Source organism: Sinomonas mesophila, from assembly GCF_001999765.1.
Lineage (GTDB): Bacteria > Actinomycetota > Actinomycetes > Actinomycetales > Micrococcaceae > Sinomonas > Sinomonas mesophila.
Window position 1 is genome coordinate 39,540 of sequence record NZ_MTIC01000028.1, and the last position, 22,893, is coordinate 62,432.

Below are 22,893 nucleotides of genomic sequence, written 5' to 3' on the forward strand. Positions count from 1 at the left end.
GCTTTCTCGGCTCGGCATGAGCCTATCTGGCACCCCGCCCAGAGCAGGGCGGGGTGTTGCGCGCGATCAGAATGCAGACGTCGCCCACGCGCTTCAGCGGCTTCCCTTCGTCAGCGGGGCCTTGCGGCCAACGCTGTTGTTGGTGCGTGCCTCCGGGGCGTTGCGCGGGGCCGCAGCCACGGCCTGACGGGGATGGGTGCCTTGGCTGACGTCGGCCAGCACCCGGGCCTCCACGGCAGCCCTGTCGGCCAAGCCCTGCAAGGATGAGGCAAACTCCTCGCGGCGTTCTGCCGTATCCCATTCATTGTCAGCCAGGGTCTCTTCACGTTGCTGCTGCTCTGTGGGACGTGCGAGGTCCTCAGCTGAGGGTCCATCCGGGGTTTGCGTCTGGGCCCATTCCTGAGCTCGGCCCATTGCGCGGTCGCCATCGAAGTGGTGCCAGGTCGCGGCAGTGGAGGCGGCCTGGACCGCCGCGGGCGTGTTCGGCTGGGTGAGCTGTCCGGTCTCGGTCTTCCAGCGCTGGATCAGCTCGCGATCGTCCGCCTTGGTGGACTCCACGCTGTCGGCGTAGGCGCGGGCGAGGTCCCACTGGTTGAACCAGTCCGGGTGATTCTCTTTGGCCCATGCCTTCGCGGCGTCGAGTTCGTTGGCCGCATCATTGGCCTGCTGGGCTTCGGGGCGGGCCAGCCAGGCGCTGACGAGGGCGACGTTGAGCCGGTCGCGTTCTTCGGGCGTGCGGGCCTGGGCCATTTCGCGGGTCCAGGCCTCGTCCATGAACGGGTCGTGCTCGGCCACCCACGCGCGGGAGCGCAGCAGGTCATCGACCCGCTCCGGCATCGACGGCGTGACGTGCACTCCACGCGCGGCCAGCTGCTCGTCCATCTGCCGCAGGGTCTCCGCCATCTCGGCGTCCTCGCCCGCCCAGGACGCGGCGGTCTTGTACGCGGCGGCGACCCGCTCCGGATCGGCCCGGGCCCACCAAGAGTCGGAGCCGACACCGGCGAGCGAGGACCGGGCGGCCCCGCGTTCGGCCTCGAAGCGGGCGGCGAGCTCTCGGGCCTGCCGCTCGGATTCCGCGCGTGCCTTCGCGAGGTGTTCCTGCCGGGCCCGAGCGGCGATCTCCCCGAGCCGGGCGGCGACCATGAGCGCCTGGCGCAGCATGTCGTCGACGATCTCGCCCACGCCGTCTGAGTGGTGGGTGCTCATGATTTCCTGCCTCCGTCGTTCTTGGGCTCGCGTACGTCGGGGAACAGCTCCGGTGGCGGGGCCACCAGCCGGAACTCCCCCAGGGGTTGGTCTGCGTGCTTGTCCGGCCTGCAGCCGTTGAACGGGCCGCTGTGCGCGTCGGTGAGGACCGGCAGATGGTGGTCAAGGTGGTCTTTGAGCCACACGCTCATCCCGGTGCGCCCGTCGAGGCGCAGATGCTCCCATGCCCGCCACAGTGCCTCGAGGCGGATGATCGCCTCCGCGTGGCGCCACCACTCGGGGCACCATGTGGTCTTGTCCCCGGTGGCGGTGAGCTGGCGCCGGTAGACGGGCACGAGGAACTTCGCCACCCACTCGGCCGTGGACCCGAACACTAGCTCCGGCTCCGGCACCTCCTCGGAGGTCGCCTTCGGCAGGGGCTTGAGGGTCCCGGACTCAAGGGCCTGGGGGATCCAGGCCTCCACTGCATCGAAGTCCCATTGCGGAGGCTCCCACCCGACCGGGGCCGGGGCCTGGCCGTGCATGACCAGGGACCGCCAGCGGCCGGCCTTGATCGGCTCGGCCTCCTCCGCGATCTGGGCGAGCACGTCCGAGACGCTGAGCATGAATCCCAGCGCGTCCTCGCCGTCGTCCACTGCGGCGGGCGTGTTGTCGAACACCCGCCATTGGCCGTCCCCGCCAGCGTCCTGCGGCTTCGGAGCTTCGTCCCAGGCGTCGACCGGCTCGGGCATGTTGAAGGGCTCAGTCATGGTGTGCCGCCTGAAGCCACTTCGAGGCGGCGGACGCCTTCGCCGTCACCGGCCGGGAGACCGTGCTGCCGGCCTGCCGGGTTTTCAGTGCCGCCCGGTATGCGTCGACGAGGGCGTCCTGCTTCTGGCCGGTCCGGCGCTGCATGAGGCGTTCGAAGCGGGTCCGCGTGGTGCGCCGTGCCTCGGCCTCTGCGGCCTTCTTCGCACTCTCGGGGGTTGGGTCGAAGACGTTCAGCGAGAACCACACGGCGTCGGCGTGCGGGGTGTCCATCCACCGCACCGTCCTGATCAGCACCCCCGGGGCTCCGGCGCGCTTGACGATGGCGCGGCCGATCGGCATGGCCGCGAGGTCGCCGACGCTCCAGATGTGCTCCTTCCCGCCGTCCGGGCTCGTGGAGACGGACTTGCGGTCTCCGATGGAGACGTTGACTGTGTCATAGCGGTACTCCCCCAGGGTCGAGGAGACCTGGCGCAGGAAGCCCTCCTCGTCCAGGCCGGAGCCGATGACCTTGACCGTGGCGGAGGAGTAGATCTTCCGCATGCCCTTCTCGCCCCAGAGTTCCTCTCCCTGGCTGTAGGACTGGAGCCAGGCGATGGGCAGCAGGCCCTTGGACCCGAAGTGGCTGTACTTGTCGGGGAGGTCCTTCCAGATGCAGACGTTGGCGATCTCGTCGAGGGCGAAGATCAGCGGCACGGGCAGGCGGCGGAACGGCTGGGTCATGGCGTAAGCCTCGGCTGCGTCGGCCACGGCGACGGTGAGCGCCGTCGTCAGCGCCGCCGCGGACCCGCCCCCCTCCTTGGAGAGCAGGTACAGGGTGTCCTTGGCTCCCCGGACGAATTCGGCGGGGCTGAACTGCGGCCGCGAGTCGGCCGCGCCAATGGGGTTGACCCAGTCGCGCACGCCGGTGAACTTCAGCACCGCGCACATGGCCTTGGCGGTTCCGACGATGCCGTCCCGCTGGCCGGGGTCGAGCTGGAGCTGGGCCTCGAGGGCGAGGCCGTAGGCGGCGTACTTGCCGCCCTCGGCGGCCGCGAGGATCGCCTGGGGCTCCTTCATCCCGACGTTGCCGCCGGAGATCCAGTCGTAGACGGTCGCGATCGGCTTCTCGCCCAGAGCCGCGGCGAGCAGCAGCGCCGCGAGCATGTCCCGGCCCTCGTTGTCGAAGTAGGGGTCCTCGCCCTTCATGTTCGGCCCGCGGCCGGCGATCTTGAAGATGTCCGCGAGCTTCTGGGCGTGCTCGTCGTCCACCACGTAGGTCAGCGGGTTCCACCACCAGGTGGCCTGGTCGGGGCTGATCCTCTGCGGGTTGAACGCCCAGACCGTGCCCCGCATGGACCGGGGCAGGCGGGTCGCGTCGATCACGTCCGGCTTGTTCGAGGTCGAGACGACCGCGCCAGGGGCGTCCAGCACGGCGGGGATGACCTGGGAGGTGGACTTGCCCTGCCGGGGGCCGAAGATCGACAGCGCCACGGACTCCACATCCGCCACGAGGCGGGCTGCCCCGGCGACAGTGATCCCGAGGAAGATCCCGGGCCAGGTGAGCCCGAACCGGGTTGCGGCGCGCCGTGCTCCGGCCTCGGTGAGCATGGCCATGTCCCTGCCGCGGCCCATCTGGTGGGCCTTGTAGTCGACCCGGGACCGGCTCTTGGCCGCGCGTGCGCGGGACCAGACCAGCAGGGCGCCGAAGAGGGCGATGAGGGCCAGTGCGGCGGTCAGGCAGACCGTGGATGCCGGCGACCAGTGGAGCCTGCCCGTGGCGAGTGCGAAGGGGGCCTCCATCGGGTTCAGCGGCAGGTCCTGCCCGTCCCTGGCGAGCCAGGAGCCGCCGTAGATGCCGGCGTCGAGCACAAGCACCGTGGCGAGCACGAGTCCCAGGGCCACGAACATGGCCCAGGTCCCGGCGGTGATCTGCGACGTCCTACGCTGCCGCATCGTCCTGCCCTTCCTCTCCGAAGATCTCCCGTTCGATCTCCTCCGTGGACGCGCCGAGCTTGCGCAGGTTCTCCCACCGCGTGTTGGTGTCGGAGATCCTGTCCTCGACGCTCGTGAGCTTCATCTGCACCGGGATGCCCGGTGCCTGGCCGAGCTTGACGAGGAACTTCCCGCGACCGTACGGGGCGCTCCTGCCGTGCTGGTTCGTGGTGATCTTCTTGACATCGGCCCAGGATTCCACCCGGCGCTTCTCCTCGCGGGTCAGGCGGCGGAAGTGCTCGACCTCGCCGAGCTCCTTGGAGGCGAGCCCACCGAGCACGACCATCGCGCACCGCTCCACGAAGCCCTTGGCCTTGGCCCGGTCAGCCTCGTCGGCCACGGCCTCGAAGTCCTTCAGTGTGTGGGAGATCATCATCTGCCCCACGCCGTCGTTGCGGTTCAGCCGGGTGAGGGAGTCGGCCTTGTCCACGATGCCGCGCCCCACCCTGAGGGCGCGCCAGAACTCGTCCAGGACGATGTTGTAGTTCCGCCGCGGCTCCAGGCCGGCGTCGGCCAGGACCTGGGCGACGTTGACGGCCTCGAAGCCGATGGACCAGCAGGCCAGCAGCCCTGCGGCCTGCTTCTGCGGCTGGGTGTCCGGCAGGGCGGAGAGGTCGAACACCACGGACCGGCTCATGTCCAGCTGCTCGGTCGTGTGCCGGGAGAACATGTCCCCCAGCGGGCCGGAGCCGGAGGCGATGCCGATCAGGGAGGTCCGCAGCGCGTCGGTGGCGTCCCGGTACCGGTCCATGCTGCCCCGGTCCAGTACCACGGAGCGCAGCTCGTCCGGGGCGTCGGCGATCAGCCGGTCCAGGTCCTTCACCAGCGGGATGCCGTCGTGCCTGTCGGCAAGGATTTCCAGGGCGCGGCCGAGGATGAGGTCTTCCTGCTCGGTCGGCTTCCGCTCCCGGGAGACGGTGATCAGGGCCAGCATCAGGCTCTTGCGCTGCTCGTGCCCGGCACGGGCCACTTCCGCCCGGAGGGACCCTGTAAGGCGCTCGAGGGCGCGGGTGGAGACGCCCGGGTCCAGCGGGTTCAGGTATCCGCGGCCGTTGCCGAGGCGGTTGACCTTCCCGCCCATCTTCCGGGTGCGCAGCACATGCTCGCCCTTGACGTCGCCGAGGGTCATGTTCGCCACCCCCCGGTACGCCAGCCACATGCACATCTTCCCGACCGCCGTGCTCTTCCCGAGCGCCGGGTTCGACATGTAGTACACGGACGGGTTCGGGATGAGGCCAGCCTCGAAGGCGCTGATATGGTCCAGCCCGACGACCTGGCCGGTGAGCATGTGCTGGCCCAGCGGGGCGCCAGCCAGCGGTGCACCTGAGCCGGAGGCGAAGGGCCACAGCCCGCACACCTGCCGGGAGGAGCCGCGGAACTCGGGCGGGAGGTCCAGCAGGTTCGCATACCCGCCGCCCGGGATCCGGTATCCGCGCTTGAGCGGCTCGAAATGGGTGCTGCGGACCTTGCGCGTGCCGGGGAGCTTGAGCATCAGACGGCCTCTCGGATCTTCGCCGGGATCAGGACATAGTCGGGAAGCACGACGCCCAGGGGCAGCGCCGCGGCGAAGGCGGTGTCCTGCGCGCCGTACGCGGGGCGGACGGTCAGCTGGGACTCGGCCGACAGGTCCTCCAGTGCGTAGGAGGCCGCCAGAGCGTCCTCGGGGTTGAGGATGGTGGCGGTGATGACGCAGCCGAAGTTCAGCATTCCGGCGTCCTTGGCGATCTCCTTGGCCGTCTGGACGGTCTTGGCGTAGTCGTCGATGGCGCGGAAGTTGGGGTTCCCGGTCGAGTTCGCCCGGTTCTTGGCGGCGTTGACGTCCTGCTCGGCCACGTCCATGGCCCGGGCCGCGCTCACCGGCCGGTACAGCATCGTCACGCGCTTGCGGTCCATGTCCCCAGAGGGTGAGAGCAGGGCCTCGAGGACGTTGCTGAACACCTCGCCCCGGGGTGCGACGCTCATGATCCAGGACTTGGAGAAGCCGGAGTCGTGCCGGTACCACTCCCACCCGGCGTTGTGGGCCAGCGGCCCGACGTCGTGCCAGGACAGGGCCGGGGTGACGCCTTCGGCGTGCGCGGCGGCGATGTGCTGGGCCACTGCCGGGTCGTAGGCGCTGCGGACGATCTCGCACAGGGTCTGGGCGGTCACGGGGTGGGCGTCCCCGGCCCCGCACTGCTCGAGGTGCTCGGTGAGCTTGCCCAGCCGTGCGGCCAGGTCCAGCCCGAGGTCCACTGCCTTCCGAGGCCGCTGGGCGCCCTGCCGCCACGCGGTGAAGGTGACCGCGATGAAGGCCCGGGTCACGGGCGCGGACTGGGGGAACGTGGCCTTGACCTCCTCCATCATCTGCACCACCGCCTGTGGGGCGTCCGGGTGGCGGTTGGTGTCCACGGCCTGGCGCAGGCGCACGCCGAAGTCCGGGGCCGTCTCCACGGTCACGGACGCGGCCACAACGTCGGACTGCTTGCCGAGGTCGGCCAGCCAGCCGCCCCAGTTGGCCACGTAGGAGTCGATGGTCTGCGGGTCCTCGAGGGCAAGGCCGGTGGGCTCGCATTCGATGACGATCGTGGCGTGGTTCGTGTCCGGCATGAACAGGAGCGCGAACTCGCGGTCGAAGGAGTCCGTGAACTGGTGCAGCTGGGACTTGGCGAGCAGGCCGGGAAGCTGGGCCGTCCCGCCTGGGACCGCACCCACCGGGCCGGAGCGGTAGAGGTTCGTCCGGTGTCGGACGGCCTTCATGTGTGCCCGCTTGGCGACCATGCGGCTGATCCGGGACTGTCCGTGCCGGTCCCGGACGGTGAAGACTGCCAGGGCCACCGCCATGACCGCGAAGGTGATGAAGCCCGGGATGGGGCCGGCGAGCCGGAACACGAACAGCAGCGCGATCAGGGCGACGATCATGGCCCAGGTCTCCAAGGCGCCGAGCTTGCCGATGCCGGCCGTGCGCGGCCTGCGCCAGTTCCCGTAGGTCGGCTCGGTGTAGGTGGTCTGCTCGCTCATGGGTCCTATCCCCTCTGGCTCCCGGACGGGCCTTCGCCCGTCGATGCTTCGGCGGCGCTCTGCACAGCGGAGACGCCCTTCTTCACGGTCTTCACGCCGGCGGCCGCGGCCACGCCGACCGGGCCCGCCGCCGAGGCTGCGCCGCTCGCACCAGCTCCGGCGCCCGCTCCGGCCCCTGCCGGTGCGACCCCGCCCGTGCCCGCGCCCGAGGGGGCTGCGGCCTTGGGCTGGGATGGGCTGTTGGCTGCTCCGGAGGGCTGCTTCTCCGTCTTACTGGTGTTGTTCGTGCTTGTGGTGTTGTTCGAGGAGCTGCTGCGGCCGCCGCCGCGTCCCATGTTGATCGCACCGGTGGCCAGGTTGCCGACGGCGGCGCCCAGCGCCGCTGCCCCGCCGCTGCCGCCACTGGCGGCCGCGACCATCGGGGTGACCAGCCGCATCAGGGCGGGCAGGGCCACAAGGGCCAGGACCATCATGGCGATGCCCACAATGGCCTTCACCCCTTCATCCGTGGAGGCGAAGATGTCCGAGCCGGTGAGCTTGAACGCCACCGCGTAGCAGAGCGCTGCAGCGGGCTTGTAGAGCGTGAACGCGATTAGCCACGACAGGAAGCGCTGGAACCACTGCCGGCCCGTCTCCGTGTTGGTGAACGCCGCCGCCGTGGGCAGGCCGGCGGCCAGCAGGATCAGGATCGCGGAGCGGAAGACCATCATCACCAGCTGGACCAGGGACACCAGGGTCGCGATCAGTCCCAGGAGGATGGCCAGCAGCACACCGAGCTGCCCGCCCAGGACGATCATCCCGGCCACGTTCTGCGCGAACCCGGTGCCCTGGGTGGCGTTGGCCAGCAGCGCCTTGGCGAGTTCGTCGAAGCCGCTGATCATCAGCTGCAGGACCGCCACTCCGGCACCGGTGACGAGGGTGAAGGTCAGCAGCTGCTTCACGATGTCCGTCAGGTGCTTCCCGCGCTGCTCCCACACGAGACGGCCGCAGCCGACGAGGATACCGAAGATGACCAGGGCGAGGGTGTACCACCACAGCTGGCTCTGGGCCCAGAACACCACCTCGGTCTGCTGGTCCACCGTTCCCGGCACGATCACTGGCGTGGTGTCCACGTTCACCCAGAACGTGCCCAGCCACGCGACCGACTTGCCCCACGCCTCGACCACGGCATCCCGGAGCTGGTCCAGGGCACCCGTGGCCACACCGACCGCGACGTCCTTGACGCCTTCAGCGATCGAGCAGCTGAAATCTCCGATTGCACATTCCTTTGCGGGAACGGTCATCGGGAACATGTCAGACCCCCGTCCAGGGGACGAAGTCGCTAAGGTCCTGAAGCTGGGTCATGGTTGTTGCGCCCTCAGGCATCACCTTCCAGTCCCCGTCCTCCCACCGCAGGGCGAGGCTCAGCGAGCCGTAGAAGACGGTGGAGGGGGCCTTGGTGCCCTTGACGCCGATGGTGATCTTGGCCGTATCCCCCGAGTAGGAGGCGACCTTGAATCCGCCGATCTGCATGGTGAGCGAGGGGTTCTCGGGAGTTTCGGCGGGAGGACTGGCCATCAGTCGGTCCCTCTCCGGGGACTCGGCCATCAGCTCCTTGTGGATCAGCTTGGGCCCCTCCGGGCGGAACCCAAGCCCCACCAGGTTGGCCGCGGCGTAGAGGGCGCCAGTGGGGCTGTGCTGGTAGCAGGTGCGGAGATTCCCGTCGACCCTGCCGGGGCCGATGCCCTTGGGGTCGGTGGGGACGGCGACTCGGCCGAGGAGCTCCCACTTGGTGGGCAGGCCGACGGACGGGTAGCGCTGGTCCCCGGTCGGGAGCCCGCAGGCGCTGTCCTGATCGCCCTGGGCAGTGTTGGTGGACGATGCGCTGGGCGATGTGGCGGGGGCCGGCTCCGCGCCGGGGGCTGGCAGCACCGCGTACAGCACGCCCAGGGCGACCAGGACCGCGACGACTGCGGCGCTGGCGATGAACCAGGGCCGGGTCCAGGGGCTCGACTGGCGGTCCAGTGCCTGGCTTTCCACGGGCGGGCTCATGCCATGCCACCAGAAGCGGTGACGATCGCCCCCACAATGCCGGAGGCGACGGAAGCGATGATCGCCCCGGCGAGGACCTGCCCGAGACGCTGGGCGTGCTCGCTGCCGCCGCGGCCGTTGTTGTGGTCGTTCATCATCTTCCCGGCCACCGTGAGGACGCCCAGGACGGCGAGGCCGAAGACGACCCAGGCGACGTAGCCCAGGATCTTGACGAAGCCGCCGCTGCCCGGGGGCGCCTCCGGGGAGGGCTTGGGGATCTCGGCGAGGACCTCCATGGCCAGGTTCAGGACTTCAACATGCATTTGCTTCTCTTCTCCTTCATTCGTCAGCTGCGATGTGCAGCTGGAGCTTGTCGAGGACGCTGCGCACCGCCGGGGGCGGCGCAGCGGGGTCGGGGGCGGTGGACAGCCGCCATGACTCCACCCAGGGCATCTGCCACAGGTGGGGAACGGCGCCGGCCACGAGCCTGACCTGGTCTGCGAGGGGCTTCGGCAGCCGGCCGGGGGCGTCGGCCATGACCACAAGCCCGGCAAGTGTCCCGGGGAGGGGCCTGCCCTCTGACATGTATTCGATGGCCGCCAGCTGCGCGGCCCGCAGCCCTGCCGCATGGGAGCGGCAGACCAGCAGCACCACGTCCGGCCCGCCGTCGTCCTCGCGCACCGGCCAGGCGTGGTCCGTGGCCACGGCGCCGTCGAGCAGGGCAGCGAGGGTGCTCTCCCCCGCTCCCCCATGGACGCCCACCACCCACACCGCGGGGGCGGGGCCGCCGACCCGGACCTGCGGCACGCCATGGGCAGCACGGCGTCGCACCCCGCGCTGCGGCCGCGTCGGGCCGGTCGGAGGCTCCTTCGTGACCGCGGGGGCCTCCACGGGCTCGGCGGCCTGATCGAGGGCCTGGAGCCATTTCGAGGCGGTGGGGCGGGCGGTGGCTGCCATCACAGGCCCCTCGCCACCGCCGCGGCCGCCCGGAGCCATGCGAGGCGGGTCTTGGGCCGCATGGCCCCGTGGTGGATGATCCCGGCCTTGAGCGCGGGGTCGAAGGGGATGACCTGCACGTCGCGCACGTACTCGCGGAACCCGTCCGCGATCTGCGCCGCGAGCCTCTCCTGTCCCGGCTGCCACTGCGAGACGACCACCACGGCCTGGGCCGCGAGGCCGGCGGTGCGCTCGTCGCGGCGGGCGAGCCCCTTGAGGGTCAGCAGCGCAGCCTCGGCGCGGTCCTCCTCCGTCGTGGTGGGGACGACCAGCTGGTCCGCATGTTCGATCATGCGGTTCCAGTTCGCGGCCCGGTGGTTGTTCCCGGAGTCCATGAACACGAGGTTGTAGTACTTGCTCGCGACCGCGTGGAGCACGTCAACCTCATCGGCCGTGACCTCGTGGGTGCCGTCGATGTCCGCGTCCGAGCGCAGCACGTCGTACTTGTCCGCCGTCTGGTGGTGCACGAAGGCATTGATGTCCGCGGCCCTGGCGGTGTCCGAGAGCAGGTGCCCCGAGCGGGACAGGACGTCCAGCGCCGAGCGGGTGTGGTCGCCCTGCTCAGTGCGCCAGCCGAGCGTTCCAGTCGTCTCGTTGTTGTCCCACGCCAGCACCGAGCCGCCGGCCAGGCCGAAGACCGCCGAGAGGCAGGCCACCGAAGGGGTCTTGTTGCTCCCTCCCTTCTGGTTCACCACGGCGATCGTGCGTGTCATCGCGTAGTGCCTGGCGACGACGTGCTCGAACTCGCGGATCTCCAGCTCCAGCGCTCCAGGTGGCAGGGAGAGCCCGAGCGAGTTCAGCAGGCCGCGGAGGCCTGTGCGTGCCGGCTCGACCACCGCTGGGGCGCGCAGGAAGCTCTCGGCCTCCCGGAGCGAGCGCCGGGTCTGGGCCGCCTCTTCCGCCTGTTCTGCCCGGGCGGCCGGGATGCTGGGAAGGCCTGCCGGGGCATTCCTGGGCTCCAGCTCGGTTCCCAGTGGCGGGAGCTGGTCGATCTCCTCCAGAAGGCGATCGATGTCCTCCTCCCGTGCCTCGGGAGAGGTGGTGGTGGGACCGGCGGGCGGATCCGGATGAGTCGGGGCCCGCACGGGCTCATCTTCCCCGAGCTCTCCGACGGCGCCGGCGGGAACAGGTTCCCGGACCTCGATTGCCTCGGAGTACTCCTCCTCGATCTCCCCCTCCGGGGAGACCAGCAGCACGCCGATCCCCTCCTGGTCGCGTGTGGTCACCCGGACGACGCTGCCGCCGGTGCGGGCGTGGGCGACGACGAGGCCCAGCAGCTCGCGGCGGACCTCCGTCTCGGACGCGCCTGTCACGGCCTGGCGGGTGGAACCGATCAGCAGCTCCCCACCATCATCACCGTTGATGGTGATGCTGATCGGGGGGAACTCGCGGACCTTGCTCCTGTCGATGGTCATGGTTTCCTGTCCCTTCTCTAGGCTGACTTCGGTGCGATGGACACGACCCTCCAGGGGTCTGCCTGCCCGGTGCGGTGGATCAGCACGGTCCACTTCCCCGCATTCGTGGCGAAGGTGGCGGTGGCTGTCATCGGATTGCCAGCCTCGCGGGTCAGCACGGGATCACCGGTCACGGCCGTGACCGGAACACGGGCCGGGTTGATGTACTGGGCCTCGGTCGCATACTCCTCAGCCAGCAGCGGAGCCAGATCAGTGATCCACTGCCGCTGCTCGACCCCCGGGCGGGCGAAGAGGGTCATCGCCTTCGCGGCCGTGTCCAGTGCGCTGCGCTCACTGGCCGCGTCCCAGGTCACGACGGGCACATCAGGGTAGTGCTCGTCTGTCTCGTGTTCCTCCGCCGCCGGCGCCGTCGTGGACGAGGCCGGGGCCGCGCACGACGTGAGCGCCAACAGGGACATCAGAGCGACGAGTGCCTGCTTCCTCATCACAGCACGCCTTTCTCTTCCAGGATCTGGGCAGGGTCGGTGGTGGGCTCGTTGGGCGTCCACGGGTTGTCGTAGCTGCCGACGAAGAACTGCAGGTGCAGGTGGCGGCCGCTGACGTTGCCGGTCGCACCCTCGGTGCCGATCGGCGTTCCGGCAGCGACGGTGTCCCCGACCCTGACCTGCAGGGAGCCCGCGGCGAGGTGGTACATCGCGATCGTCAGCTTCCCGTCGAGGGTCTTCCCAACGGCGTGCGTGCCGGCTCCGGTCCCGCCGTCGGCGTCCGAGGCCACGGTGATCTTCATGTCCGTGGCGGCCAGGACCGTTCCGGGACGGCCGGGGGTGGCGAAGTCCATGCCGTAGTGGAAGGACGCCAACGGCCCGGTGGAAATCGTCCCTGCCGGGGCGGAACGGGGCCCGTACGGGCTGGTGACTGCGGCCCCGGGGAGCGGGTTCGCCCAGTCGCCCTGCACCTGCCCGATCACCGACCCGCCGGGGCCGGCACACGCCCCTCCGCCGACCTTGCTCCCGCTGAGGGCCTCGACCAGCTGGACCGCCTGCGTGCGGTACTTGGCGTAGTGGTTCGGGTCTGCATTGCGCTGCACACGGTGGATCGCGATCGAGGGCTCGAGGCCCTCCCAGCCGGCCACGCCCCTGAGCCGTGACAGGAAGGCCTCCCCGGCCTTGGCCACGTCGAGCCGGTCTGAACGGGGCCCGTAGGACTCGTCCTGCTGCAGGATGCCGATCGTGATTGCGACCCCGTTCACGGTGCCGACGGCATCCGTGTATTCGATGCTGCGCAGCGAGGACTCGCCGATGGCTGCCTGGACGACGAGGATCTGCGCCGAGAGCGGCATGCCGAGCCTCTTCGCCTGATCGATCAGGGCCGCAGCATTGGTCAGCTGAACGTCCGAGAACCCGGCCACCTCGGCGGGGATGCTGTCGCCGTCCACGCTCGAAGCCGGGGCGGCGCATGTGCCCGCGCGGGCCTCAGCCCCGCCCAGCACGACCACCGTGCCCACCAGCATCAGCGGCACGGCCAGGATCGCGGCGACAGTTGCGCCCGCGACCTTCTTCCCGTCCATCACACCCCCCGGTGTTGAGCAGATACCTCGAGCGTGGACACTCTCACCTCCCGGGAGATCCGGCCGCCCTACGCCTCCAGCGAGCTGTGGAGCGGACCATTGCGGCCTGCCCGCATGCTGTCGATTCAACATAGAAGTTATACTTCCATCTAAAGTGTAGCGGGCACCCGGAAGGGAGGCGAGTTCCGTGGGGCAGAATGGGCACGTGCCCAAGTACGTGAGATCCGAGAGCGCAGACGCGGCCGCGAGGTGGGCGCTCGAGGTACTCGCGATGAATCAGCTCAGGGCCGAGGTCATCCGGTTTCTCGCCTACAGCCCTGATGGCGTCACGTCCGGGGACTTGGCCCGGGAGCTTGGTGTGGGAGTGAAGACCCTGGCGCTGCACCTGAAGCAGCTCGAGGAGGCCGGGGTCGTCGACGTCGAGACGGAAGAGCCCCGCAAGGGCCGACGAGTGCTCTACAGGCTCCCCCGTGGAGCAGTCGAACGTGCGCTCCGTGAGGCTGGGGGCTATCTGCTTCCGAGGCAAGGCCCGAGTGCCCCGGAGTAGTGCAGTTGCATGCTGCAACAAGCCGCCCCCTCTCCTACTGAAACAGTGTTTCAGTAGGAGAGGGTAGCGGCTCGGCGTCGAATCCGACGAACCTCGGGGTTAAGGTGACCGGCGGGTTGGTGGGCTAAGGATGCTGGCGGCGATGTTTGGCCAGCACTGCCGCGAGCTCGTTGAGGGCTTCGGGAGTGACCTCGCCGATAACCCTCGCCGCAAGCGTGTTGGCCTCGGCGGCGCGCAGAGCAAGGAACACATTCATTTGGGCCCGGATCTTGTCTGGGAGCTGCTCGTCACGCTGCAAGAGGTACCCCTCGGGCACGCCGAAGAAGCGGCTGAGGGCCTTGAGCAGGTCAGGATCCCACGCCGCCGTACCCTGCCGTAGCCGATACCACCTGATCCTGGTGAGTGTGATGCCCTCAGCCTCAAGGGCCGCGGCGACCTCGGGATGCCGCAGCTGTGCTCCGTGCTTCTGCTCATAGAAGTCGATAAGGAGCTCGAGCTTCGAGGCTAGAACTTCGCGGTCGCTGGGTGTGGTCATCATGCCTCCTTCAGGCCGGGCCCAGCGCGAGCGTCAGGGCGAATGCGGCACCGATCACAAGCGGGCCGGCCACGCCTCCGGCGAGGACCTGCGAGGAGCTGTGGTCTTGCAGGCGGACCCGGGACCAGGAAACCAATGGCGGCAGGGCCATTACCCAGAACGCCGCCGGGCCGAACAGCAGGACCGCGATCGCGGCGCTGCCCCCCAACGTCGTGGCGTGGCCAGAGATCTTCCAGAACGGGCTCACGGACATCATGAACACGATCCCGATGACGAAGGCGACGAGCACGGCGAACACCTGGAGGGGGGCGCCCATCATCAGCAGCAGAACGACGCCGACAGATGTTGAACCGAGGGTTGCTAGGAGGACGGGAACGCGCTGTTTCTTCTCCCCCACGTGGTGGTCCGTTAGGCGTCCAATCCTTGCCAGGACAATGACCGCAGCCCAGGGCAGGATGCACATGAACAGCGCAGCAACAGCGCCAGAGGCCATCCCATCCCATCCGGATCCTAGGAACCCGGCCGCGAGGAAGAGCCCGCTAATGACCGCTGGAGGCTGGAAGACCTCGGTCAGAATTCGTGCGGCCCTAGTTGTGTAGCTCACTGGGGCAGACCTCCTCGGGGATGCGGAACGAAGCTGAGCGAGTGAACTTCCGATTCATTTCCTGAAGCAGCAACTCTACGGGCGGGGGCAGGCTGTTGCCGGCGACGGCCCTGTCGCGCAGCCGGATGAAGAGGTTGTAGGTGTCTGCCTGTGGATCCGCTGAGACGAACGCCCGGATTGCCGACGATGAGGCCGACAGCCCAAACACTGGGGCTGCCAGGGCGTGGCGCCTCGAGTTGGCAAGGCGCACAGCCAGCCTCCCCAAGGCGCTGAGCACTGGGGGGATGAGCAGGCCGAGGACGATGAAGCCGATGCCTCCGTACAGCAGGGGCGAGAACCAGGGGTACAGCCCCACCGCGAGGGGAGTCCCGTTGCCATGCAGGAGCACCTCAGTCATGTAGCCGATCTCAAGGGCGGAGGCGGCCCCCATGAGCACTCCCCCACCGGAGAACAGCCACATGGAGGCCAGCCGCGGCGGGGTGGCGAGCTGCTCGAGGCGCCCTTCGCGCATCCCCCGGACGATGTCGAGGGCCATCCACAGAACGCCGGCCATGTACAGCGTCCCGTAGGCCCAGATGCCGGGCAGATGGGCATACGCGGGGATGAAGCTGGGATGTGTCCCCTCATGCGAGTGGCTGGCGAAGAACACAGAGACCACCAGACACAGCACCAGGAGCGGCGTCGGATTTGACCGCTTGTTTTCGACATCGATGACAAGTGCTATCGCCCGGCGCAGATTCCAGACTGCGCCAAGCACCAGCAGATTCCGGATCAGATGAAGAAGGTTCGTCCCGCCGAGCCATCCATCCAGCACTCCCTCGGGGACCAAGACGCCGGTGGTCATGAGAGCGATGAATCCGAGAATGGCCGACAGCAGAGCCGGGCCAGGACGCGTCCTCCTGCGAAGGGCGGAAACTGTCCGCAGCGCCAGCACTCCGCCCAGCAGCAGGGCAATGAGGGCCGTGAGGACGCTCATCCGAAGATCCTCTCGAACGGGTCTCGTGGACGACTGTGGAGCCGGTCCGCCAACAGATAGGCGATCTCCTCAGCCGCTCGCTCGACCTCGTCCTCCTGTGCAGCGCTGGCCAGCACGTCGACCGTGCGGGCGAAGACAGGGGCTCCCCCGAAGAGGGTCCTGCTCATTTTTGTGGAAGCGCCGCACCAGTACTGTCCGAGCAGCACATGGCCGAACTCGTGCAGGATGCAGTGGACCTGATAAGCCTCAGGGTCCGCCTTCCTGTAGAAGATGAGGCCTTGATGCGGCTGATCCACCCACATGCCAGTCAGCGCACCCCAACCCGCATCCTCAAGTCCTTCGAAGACGAGTCGCTTCCCGTACAGCCCTGCTACCGCAGTCGCTATCTCCTCAAGCCCCGAACCGCGGCCGAGGCCGAGGGACTCGACGATCTCCAGCGGCGTCCGCTGCCGGCTTCCCTCCTGAGACATGTGAATCGAGACCTCCAACCAGTGCTGATCCACTGTATCAGCGAGGCAAAATGTGTTACTGATACAGTGTTTCAGTCAGCGAGCGACACGCCGAAGGGACGAGGTGCGGGTTTTAAGTAAAGTCCGCCGTAAGGATGGGGGCATGGAGACGAATCGGATCGGCCGCCCCTCCCTGGGGCGTGAGAATACCGTGGCTGTGAAGCTCCCAGATGCTGAGATGGAGAAGCTCCGGGAAATCGGCGCCATCCTCGACATCAAGCCAGGACGCTTTGCGTCCGACCACTTCATCGACTTCCTTCGCGCCCTCGATCTCGACGCGCTGCGCGCAACGCGAACCCAGGAGCTGCCCTACGCAGAAGCTTCCTAACGACTGAGGGCCCGCACTAGGCGGGCCCTCGAAAAAGTCCTCCACCACCCCAGTTCTTGGCGGGACGCGGGTGGCGGATCCGAAACCCCCCTCGCGGAGGGTCCCTTTTTGCATGTCCTTTGGAAGGAGTCTGCCCTCTTATGGTAACCGGTGCCGTTGATGCGGCAAGCCTCAGCGCGTCTCCCTCGGATCGTGTCTCGCCGTCCGAGGCGTGGGCTCTGGCGCCGCTCATCGCGGGGCGGCCCGAGTATCGTGCCGGCCGTTGGATTCGTGGCAAGTTCCAGTACCCCGGATCCGCGCGCCCCATCAAGGGGGCGCTTCCGAAGTCGCCGGCCGCCGTCCTGATCCATGACGCGGCGGGAGACGTCGCGACTCTGTGCCTCGACCTGGACACGTCCAAGGCCGAGCGTGCTGTCGTCGATTGTGACGCTGCGCGCCTAGGCGCCCTCCTCACCTCCTGCGGGCTCGCCTTCGTCGAAGACCGGAGCCCGAGCGGTGGACGGCACCTCTACGTGCCCTTGGCGGAGCGGATGCCGGCCCCCCAAGCGCGCGAGCTCGTCAATGCGCTCGCCCGGCTGGCTCCGAGCCTTGACCCGAGCCCACACCAAAACCCGTCTACGGGGTGCATTCGAGTCCCGGGATCGCTGCACAAGCGAGGTGGCCATCAGCAGCTCGTTACGCCCCTCAGCGCTGCGCACGCCATCCTGCGCCGACGCAACGCAATGGCCGACGTCGATCGGCTCCGCCAGGCGCTGGCTCCAGAACTGGCACGGAACCGCCAGGAAGCCTCACTCCGGGCCAAGCTGGCCACCTCTCCCCCATCGGCCCTGAGCCGAGGCTCATTGCTGGACGCGTCGGTTCAGAGGGGAGGGTGGAGGTCCCCGCTGCGCGCGATCGCCGAGACCGGGCTTTACGACACGGCCCGCTACCCCACCGCCTCGGATGCCCGCATGGGCGTCCTGAACCACCTCGCCACCTGCGGGTGGACCCTCGAGCAGGTCCGCGGCGAACTCGGCGGACAGTTCCCCGGCCTCGCTGCCCTCTACCAGTCCCCCGCCCAGCAAGAACGACTCCTCGATCGCGAGTGGAACAAAGCACTCGAATTCACCGCAGAAAGCCGAGGGAAGAGAAGTACCCGTAAAAGCGACACAAGCCCCACTGAACCCACCGGGGGGGCAAAGGCCTCAGCCGCGTCGATTCACCAGCTGGCCAACGACCTCGAGAACGTCCTCTACGCGGTGCTTGACGCCCGGTTCCATGCCCTGGGCCGCGAAGGCCTCGGCCTGAGGTTCCTCGCACGAGGCGTGGTTGCCTACATGCGGACCATGCAGACGAACGTGCTCGATGTCGGCTGCCGCACGTTCGCCCTCGCCCTGGGCAAGCATCACAGCACAACAGCTAGGCTTCTGCGTCGGCTTGCGGAACTCTCGGACGGGATGATCACCAAGATCGCCGACGCCCGGCACCGGGCCGCGGACGTCTACCTCGTCGAACTCCCTGAGCAGCACCAGCAGCTCGCCCGAGACCTCACCTGGCGATCCGGCAAGATCCACGCCATCCGGCCCGTCTTCCGCATCCTCGGCGATGCCGCGGCGCTGGCGTACGAGGTCATTGAACGGTCCCGCGTCTCCCCCACGACGGCCGCCGTCGCCCGCGACGCGCGGATCGCCCGCACCACAGCCGAGAAGGCCCTGGCAGAGATGGCCGCCTACCAGATGATCCACCGCGACCAGGCCGGCCGCTGGCACGTCACGACAACCACCAGCCTTGCCGAACTCGCCCGCCGCCTCGGCGCAGATGCAGACGTTGCGGCACAGCTCACCCAGCACCGCCACGAGCGCAGACGATGGCATGACTGGCTCGACCGCCACAATCCCGCAGAGCGTATCGGTGAGACAGACATCTACGACCCCGAGACCGATGAGCACTGGATCCCGCCTGACGAAGCCGGGCTCGGCCTCAGGCTCTGGGCCGCGGCTTAGTTCCGTTCGACCCGGATTGAGATGACACGGCGCCCTTCGGGCACGAGTGTCCGTGCAGCCGCGAGGGCGCTCTCATAGTCAGGCCCCTCTGCCTGAACGTGCTCATAAGAGTTCGGGGCATCAGGAGCTTCCAGGGTCAGGATCAGGAGCACGAAGTCCGATCCTACAACCCTCCTAATGATGTCTATGACAGTAAAACCAGTATTGAACGCGAAACGGGTATTGCCTTTAATTCCTAGGATCCCGCGGAAGCCGCAAGACCTGGAGAGCTACCAATGAAGGCTTTGACAGTAAAAGGCGGCCCTGGAGGTGCCGTGTTTGTAATGACAGTATTGCCCGCTTTACAAGTATTGCCTTCTTTTGTTGCGCATAGACCCTTCGTTCCTCGCTCCAGCCCCTCCTACGCCCAAGGACATCCCGTTCCGGCAGGCAACTGTCAAAGACAGTAATGGCGCCCGGGGTGGGCTAGCCACTTCGGGGAGGGGCCGTGGGCTGCAATGCTCTCAATGACAGTAAAGCCAGCAATGAAGGCGACACGGTCATTACCTTCAACGTCTCAGCCCGACGTTCCATATAGGGTGACAGCGAAGACCGCAATGACGGCAACAGCCCCAATGAGGGCTTTGACAGTAAAGAAGGCATTGCATGGAACACTTGATCGACCGCGCGGCGCTTGACCGGACAGTCGCGTTCATCAACGGCAAGGGCGGGGTCCTCAAGACCACCCTGACGTCCAACGTCGGTGGCCTGCTGGCCGCCAGCGGGTACCGGGTCCTCGCCGTGGACATGGACCCCCAGGGGAACCTCGGCATCGACCTTGGATACGCCCGTACCCAGCTTGACGACCAAGGGAGGGCTCTCGCGGCTGCCCTGATGTTCGGCTCTGCTATCGAACCCATCCCCACCTCGAGGGAGAACCTCTTCGTGGTCCCGGGAGGCGCCCACTTGGACAAGGCTGCCGCCGGGCTCTTCGCCCAGGGGCAGAAGGATCCAAGTGGTGCCAAGCTGGCTCTCGCAAAGGGCCTCTCGGCCGTTGCGCCCGAGTTCGAGATCATCCTCATCGACTGCCCTCCAGGAAACGAATCGCTCCAGATCGCGGCGCTCGGCGCGGCTGCATGGGCGCTCGTACCCACGCATACCGACAAGGCCAGCCGGGAGGGCCTCGTCAGCGTTGCGGAGCGCCTGGACACCGTGACCGATGTGAATCCCGAACTGGATCTCCTCGGTGTCGTCCTCACCGCTACGACGACAGGAGCCACCGCCGTCCGCCGCGACGCCCGTGACAAGATCACCGAGGCCTTCGGCACCGGAGAGGTCCTCTTCGAGTCGACCGTTCGCTTCGCCGAAGCCACGGCGACAGCAATGCGTGAACGCGGAATGCTGGCCCATGAGCTCGAGAAGAGCGTCAAGGACGGCCCGAAGTGGTACGAAGTCGTCCGCGGAGCCGCATCGGCCATCGCAGGACCCCGGTCGGCCGGGGGCGTGGCAGAGGACCTCCACCGCGTCGCACAGGAACTCGTCGGCCGACTGGCCGACGCGGAGACCAGGAAGGCAAGCGCATGAGCGAGAACCGACCGGCCCTCAGCCTCCCGCCCAGGGACCCCAGTAAAGTCAGGAATCTCCTGCGCAGCAACCGCCCAACAGTCGTTCCGGACCCGGCCCCTGCAGCGCCCGATCCCGTGACTGAGTCGCAGACGGAGCCAACTGCCCCGGAGAAGGCCGCACCCAAGAGCAGCCGCGCCCAGGTCACCTTCTACATGGACTCCGAGGCGCGAGACCGTGCTCGCGCAGCCTTTCGGGCCACCAGAAGCGCAGAAGGAGATGACTCCTGGTCGGATTTCATCGAGGTGGCCGTGCTCAACGAAGTGGTCCGCCGCGAACAGCTCCACAACGAGGGGCAGAGGTACGAAGGCAGCTCTCGCCGGCTGAGGCCTGGGCGCAAGATCTCCGATTGAGAGTAAAGCCCGCAATGACAGTAAAGCTTCTATAAAAAGTCACCCGCTCTAGGAGGAAGGGCCCAGCCGCCCCGTTGGCCGGCTGGGCCCTTCCTCTCTTGGCAGGAGACGTCAACCTGACTGCTCAAGATCCATGAGACTGCGCGGCTGGCTCCTCCACGACGTGGGCCGCAATGCCGCATGAGGCGAAGAACCCGCCCAGCTCAGGCACTCATCGCTGCGGAACAGGCGCCGCCCCGCCAGTGGGTCTGACGCCTTCATGAAGGGCGGGGACCCCGCTGACGTTCCGACCAGCCGAAGCCGAGGGCATCCGTGATCGCCGCCTCGTCCTCCCGCGTGAGTGTCCCCGCCTCCTTGGCCCGACGGCGCCGGTAGAGCCACATACCGAGCGTGCGCTCGGGCTGGGGGATGGTCGGACCTGTCCGGGGCAGCCTGCCTTGCTTGTCGCGGAAGGCCACGATGCGGGGCAGGTACCGGCTGACGTTCACGGAGGCAGGCCCGGGCGACGGCTCTTCCGCCAGTTCTGAGGACCCCGGCCCGGTCCCCGGCGGGGGAAGGCCGTTCGCGTCCCGCATCTGCGCTACCAGGGACCGCAGCTCGGCCACGGAGATGCCCGAAGGAGCCTGCTCTCGAAGCGGGGCCGATGAGCGGGCGGCAGCCCGCTCATCGCGGCCTGCGGCCGCCGGCTCCGCACCGGGATGCGGGCGGACGCCGCTGAGATACACGAGCTCCTGGGCCAGGGCGCGGATCTCTTCGGGGGAGAGATTGCGGCTTGTCATTGCTCGGAGGCTATCGCGGCACGAGAGCCGTTGGCATGTCTAGAGCTGGCTGCTTCCCTTCCACTCCTCGGGCGTAACTCGCTTGATCCTCGATGACTGAGCCCAGCCGATGTGATAGCGACCTGACACGTCCAGCCACTCGATGAGGCCGTAGCTCGGCGTCCACGCGACCGCCTTGCCATGCACATCGCCAACCTGGACGAGCGGCCGACCGTACTTGGGGAAGTCCTTGATCGGAGCCGCGTCGTCGATAGGCCTGTTCTCCTCCGCACGCATGCGTGCCATCATGCGGTCGTAGTCCTGAGAAGTGCCATGCTTGATCACGGCAACGATTATAGAACGTGTGTTCGAAGATGCGGCTGGTGGATTCGAGGGTCCGCGCCGGGCGGGAGGGCCTCTAATGGCCCCATATGACCTTGCCATGGCCAAGGCTGTGGAGCGGATCCCGGCCCCGGATTCGCTGCCCGGGGGAGCCCTATACGAGGTCAAATGGGACGGTTTCAGGGCAGCCGCGCAGATCGCCGCGGCCGGGGTCGCCCTGTGGTCCCGTCAGGGCAAGGACCTCGGACGGTGGTTCCCGGACCTGCTGGGCCCTCTCGCCGAGCAGGTGCCTCTCGGGTGCGTCGTCGACGGCGAGATCATCGTCTGGCGGCAGGGACGACTCGACTTCGACGCGCTGCAGGACCGCCTCGGCGCTGGCCCCGTCCGGGTGACAGCGCTCGCCGCGGCGGCGCCGGTGAGTTTCGTGGCCTTCGACCTGCTGACGGTGATGGGCCAGGACGTCCGCTCCCGGCCGCTGCGGGAGCGGCGCGCCCTGCTCGAGCAGCTCGCCGAGGGCTTCGAGCCCCCCTTGCAGCTCTCTCCGGCGACGACCGAGCTCGAGCAGGCCGAGGCCTGGTTCCAGGACTTCGCCGCTGCGGGGATCGAGGGACTGGTAGTCAAGGGGCTCGGCCAGCCATACAAAGCGGACCGGTCCTGGCTGAAGGTGAAGCGCCGCCGGGAGCTGGATGTCGTCTGCGCGGGGGTCATCGGCCCTCGCGAGAGACCCAAGTCCCTGGTAATTGGTCTCCCCATCGGCGGACGGCTGCGGATCGTTGGCCGCAGCTCCCAGCTTGGCCCCGCCGTCGCGGCCCGGCTCGGCCCCCTGCTGCACGCGCCGGAAGGCGAGCACCCCTGGCCGCACACGATCGCCCCCAGAATCCTGGACCGCTTCACCGAGGACATCGACCCGGTCATCCTCACCCTGGTCGAGCCCCTCGTAGTGGAGATCTCCGCCGATGTCGCCTGGTCAGGGAACGCCTTCCGCCACTCTGTGCGATTCCTCCGGGTCCGTCCGGAGCTCGATCCGGAAGAGGTCGTGACTCCTGAGAGCCTCCGGGTTCAGTGAGCGTCTAGAACTACTCGCCGACGAGGTTGCCTCTCGTTCATCAGCAATATTGGCTGGATCGCTCAATCGACCCAAAACCGCCCACTCTCTGACCATCAATCGGCCGGATCCGGGCGACGCGTGGTCAGAGAGTGGGCCGAAACGGGGCTCTGTGTGGGTTCGGCCAAGGGCGACCAGCAGAGGAGCCACCGCTGGTCACCGTATGGTCGGAATCAACCCAAGTTTGGACCGACAGCCATGGCACATTCATCGTCCGCCTGGTAAGTGGCGTCGCTGACGAGTTGGACTAGCGGGACGCCCGGCCGCGGCCCCCACGGGGGTCGCGGCGCGGGCCGGCCCGTGCGCCCCGCGCTCCGGCCCGGAGCGCGGCCCGACCCGG

Annotated in this window: 24 protein-coding genes; 6 read left to right on the forward strand and 18 right to left on the reverse strand. The window is 68.2% G+C overall.

The genetic code is table 11. The features are described from left to right. Nucleotides 1-93 precede the first annotated feature (93 nt). Genes BV907_RS16780 through BV907_RS16835 form a run of 12 tightly spaced genes read right to left on the reverse strand, consistent with a single transcriptional unit; the run spans nt 94 to nt 12,912 of the window. Nucleotides 94-1,206, reverse strand: coding sequence for a hypothetical protein (locus tag BV907_RS16780; protein WP_077490890.1), 1,113 nt, complete (start codon nt 1,204-1,206; stop codon nt 94-96). Continuing rightward, nucleotides 1,203-1,955, reverse strand: coding sequence for a DUF4913 domain-containing protein (locus BV907_RS16785; protein WP_245828049.1), 753 nt, complete (start codon nt 1,953-1,955; stop codon nt 1,203-1,205). Before BV907_RS16785 ends, BV907_RS16780 begins: the two co-directional genes overlap by 4 nt. Beyond that, complete coding sequence (locus BV907_RS16790; RefSeq protein WP_077490891.1) at nt 1,948-3,888, reverse strand: type IV secretory system conjugative DNA transfer family protein; 1,941 nt, start codon at nt 3,886-3,888, stop codon at nt 1,948-1,950. Before BV907_RS16790 ends, BV907_RS16785 begins: the two co-directional genes overlap by 8 nt. Next, nucleotides 3,875-5,419 (reverse strand): hypothetical protein, encoded by a 1,545-nt coding sequence (locus BV907_RS16795; RefSeq protein WP_077490892.1) that lies wholly within the window; start codon nt 5,417-5,419, stop codon nt 3,875-3,877. Before BV907_RS16795 ends, BV907_RS16790 begins: the two co-directional genes overlap by 14 nt. After that, the gene (locus tag BV907_RS16800; RefSeq protein WP_077490893.1) at nt 5,419-6,924 is read right to left on the reverse strand and encodes an SCO6880 family protein; all 1,506 of its coding nucleotides are present in this window, start codon (nt 6,922-6,924) and stop codon (nt 5,419-5,421) included. Before BV907_RS16800 ends, BV907_RS16795 begins: the two co-directional genes overlap by 1 nt. A 5-nt stretch (nt 6,925-6,929) precedes the next feature. Further along, on the reverse strand, nt 6,930-8,207 hold the full coding sequence (locus BV907_RS16805; protein ID WP_139346847.1) for a TrbL/VirB6 family protein: 1,278 nt from the start codon (nt 8,205-8,207) through the stop codon (nt 6,930-6,932). Between the two features lie 10 nt (nt 8,208-8,217). Beyond that, nucleotides 8,218-8,955 carry a DUF8175 domain-containg protein gene (locus BV907_RS16810; RefSeq protein WP_139346848.1) on the reverse strand — a complete coding sequence of 246 codons (738 nt, stop codon included), beginning with the start codon at nt 8,953-8,955 and terminating at the stop codon, nt 8,218-8,220. Further along, the gene (locus BV907_RS16815) at nt 8,952-9,257 is read right to left on the reverse strand and encodes a hypothetical protein (RefSeq protein ID WP_077490896.1); all 306 of its coding nucleotides are present in this window, start codon (nt 9,255-9,257) and stop codon (nt 8,952-8,954) included. Before BV907_RS16815 ends, BV907_RS16810 begins: the two co-directional genes overlap by 4 nt. Nucleotides 9,258-9,273: 16 nt before the next feature. Beyond that, nucleotides 9,274-9,891: a DUF6668 family protein gene (locus BV907_RS16820; RefSeq protein ID WP_139346849.1), complete on the reverse strand. Its 618-nt coding sequence runs from the start codon at nt 9,889-9,891 to the stop codon at nt 9,274-9,276. Then, nucleotides 9,891-11,345, reverse strand: coding sequence for a MinD/ParA family ATP-binding protein (locus BV907_RS16825; RefSeq protein WP_077490897.1), 1,455 nt, complete (start codon nt 11,343-11,345; stop codon nt 9,891-9,893). Before BV907_RS16825 ends, BV907_RS16820 begins: the two co-directional genes overlap by 1 nt. Nucleotides 11,346-11,362: 17 nt before the next feature. Beyond that, the gene (locus BV907_RS16830) at nt 11,363-11,830 is read right to left on the reverse strand and encodes a hypothetical protein (protein WP_077490917.1); all 468 of its coding nucleotides are present in this window, start codon (nt 11,828-11,830) and stop codon (nt 11,363-11,365) included. After that, nucleotides 11,830-12,912 carry a M23 family metallopeptidase gene (locus tag BV907_RS16835; protein WP_077490898.1) on the reverse strand — a complete coding sequence of 361 codons (1,083 nt, stop codon included), beginning with the start codon at nt 12,910-12,912 and terminating at the stop codon, nt 11,830-11,832. Before BV907_RS16835 ends, BV907_RS16830 begins: the two co-directional genes overlap by 1 nt. Nucleotides 12,913-13,117: 205 nt before the next feature. On the opposite strand from BV907_RS16835, the gene BV907_RS16840 reads away from it, so the two are divergent. Beyond that, nucleotides 13,118-13,459 (forward strand): ArsR/SmtB family transcription factor, encoded by a 342-nt coding sequence (locus tag BV907_RS16840; RefSeq protein ID WP_077490899.1) that lies wholly within the window; start codon nt 13,118-13,120, stop codon nt 13,457-13,459. A gap of 124 nt (nt 13,460-13,583) precedes the next feature. Here BV907_RS16840 and BV907_RS16845 read toward each other — a convergent pair whose 3' ends face one another. The 4 genes from BV907_RS16845 to BV907_RS16860 are packed head-to-tail and all read right to left on the reverse strand — an operon-like array spanning nt 13,584 to nt 16,077. Then, nucleotides 13,584-13,994: a hypothetical protein gene (locus tag BV907_RS16845; RefSeq protein ID WP_139346850.1), complete on the reverse strand. Its 411-nt coding sequence runs from the start codon at nt 13,992-13,994 to the stop codon at nt 13,584-13,586. A 10-nt stretch (nt 13,995-14,004) separates the two neighbouring features. Continuing rightward, nucleotides 14,005-14,598, reverse strand: coding sequence for a phosphatase PAP2 family protein (locus BV907_RS16850; RefSeq protein ID WP_139346851.1), 594 nt, complete (start codon nt 14,596-14,598; stop codon nt 14,005-14,007). Further along, on the reverse strand, nt 14,582-15,574 hold the full coding sequence (locus BV907_RS16855; protein WP_077490902.1) for a hypothetical protein: 993 nt from the start codon (nt 15,572-15,574) through the stop codon (nt 14,582-14,584). Before BV907_RS16855 ends, BV907_RS16850 begins: the two co-directional genes overlap by 17 nt. Continuing rightward, entirely contained in the window at nt 15,571-16,077 is a 507-nt protein-coding gene (locus tag BV907_RS16860; protein ID WP_077490903.1) for a hypothetical protein, read from the reverse strand. The genes BV907_RS16855 and BV907_RS16860 overlap by 4 nt, the downstream gene beginning before the upstream one ends. Before the next feature lie 109 nt (nt 16,078-16,186). On the opposite strand from BV907_RS16860, the gene BV907_RS16865 reads away from it, so the two are divergent. The 4 genes from BV907_RS16865 (at nt 16,187) to BV907_RS19840 (ending at nt 20,348) form a co-directional block, all read left to right on the forward strand. Then, nucleotides 16,187-16,411, forward strand: a complete 225-nt coding sequence (locus tag BV907_RS16865; protein ID WP_077490904.1) for a hypothetical protein — start codon at nt 16,187-16,189, stop codon at nt 16,409-16,411. A 140-nt stretch (nt 16,412-16,551) separates the two neighbouring features. Beyond that, nucleotides 16,552-18,393: a bifunctional DNA primase/polymerase gene (locus tag BV907_RS16870; RefSeq protein WP_077490905.1), complete on the forward strand. Its 1,842-nt coding sequence runs from the start codon at nt 16,552-16,554 to the stop codon at nt 18,391-18,393. 645 nt (nt 18,394-19,038) lie between these two features. After that, complete coding sequence (locus BV907_RS16875; RefSeq protein WP_077490906.1) at nt 19,039-19,956, forward strand: ParA family protein; 918 nt, start codon at nt 19,039-19,041, stop codon at nt 19,954-19,956. A gap of 194 nt (nt 19,957-20,150) precedes the next feature. Continuing rightward, the gene (locus tag BV907_RS19840; protein WP_077490918.1) at nt 20,151-20,348 is read left to right on the forward strand and encodes a ParB family protein; all 198 of its coding nucleotides are present in this window, start codon (nt 20,151-20,153) and stop codon (nt 20,346-20,348) included. Nucleotides 20,349-20,605: 257 nt separating this feature from the next. Here the strand turns inward: BV907_RS19840 and BV907_RS16885 are convergent, their stop codons facing one another. After that, entirely contained in the window at nt 20,606-21,127 is a 522-nt protein-coding gene (locus BV907_RS16885; protein ID WP_077490907.1) for a hypothetical protein, read from the reverse strand. A 39-nt stretch (nt 21,128-21,166) separates the two neighbouring features. Beyond that, nucleotides 21,167-21,451, reverse strand: a complete 285-nt coding sequence (locus BV907_RS16890; protein ID WP_077490908.1) for a hypothetical protein — start codon at nt 21,449-21,451, stop codon at nt 21,167-21,169. 97 nt (nt 21,452-21,548) lie between these two features. Here BV907_RS16890 and BV907_RS16895 point away from each other — a divergent pair, with 97 nt between their 5' ends. Next, nucleotides 21,549-22,514 carry an ATP-dependent DNA ligase gene (locus BV907_RS16895; protein ID WP_245828050.1) on the forward strand — a complete coding sequence of 322 codons (966 nt, stop codon included), beginning with the start codon at nt 21,549-21,551 and terminating at the stop codon, nt 22,512-22,514. Nucleotides 22,515-22,893 lie beyond the last annotated feature (379 nt).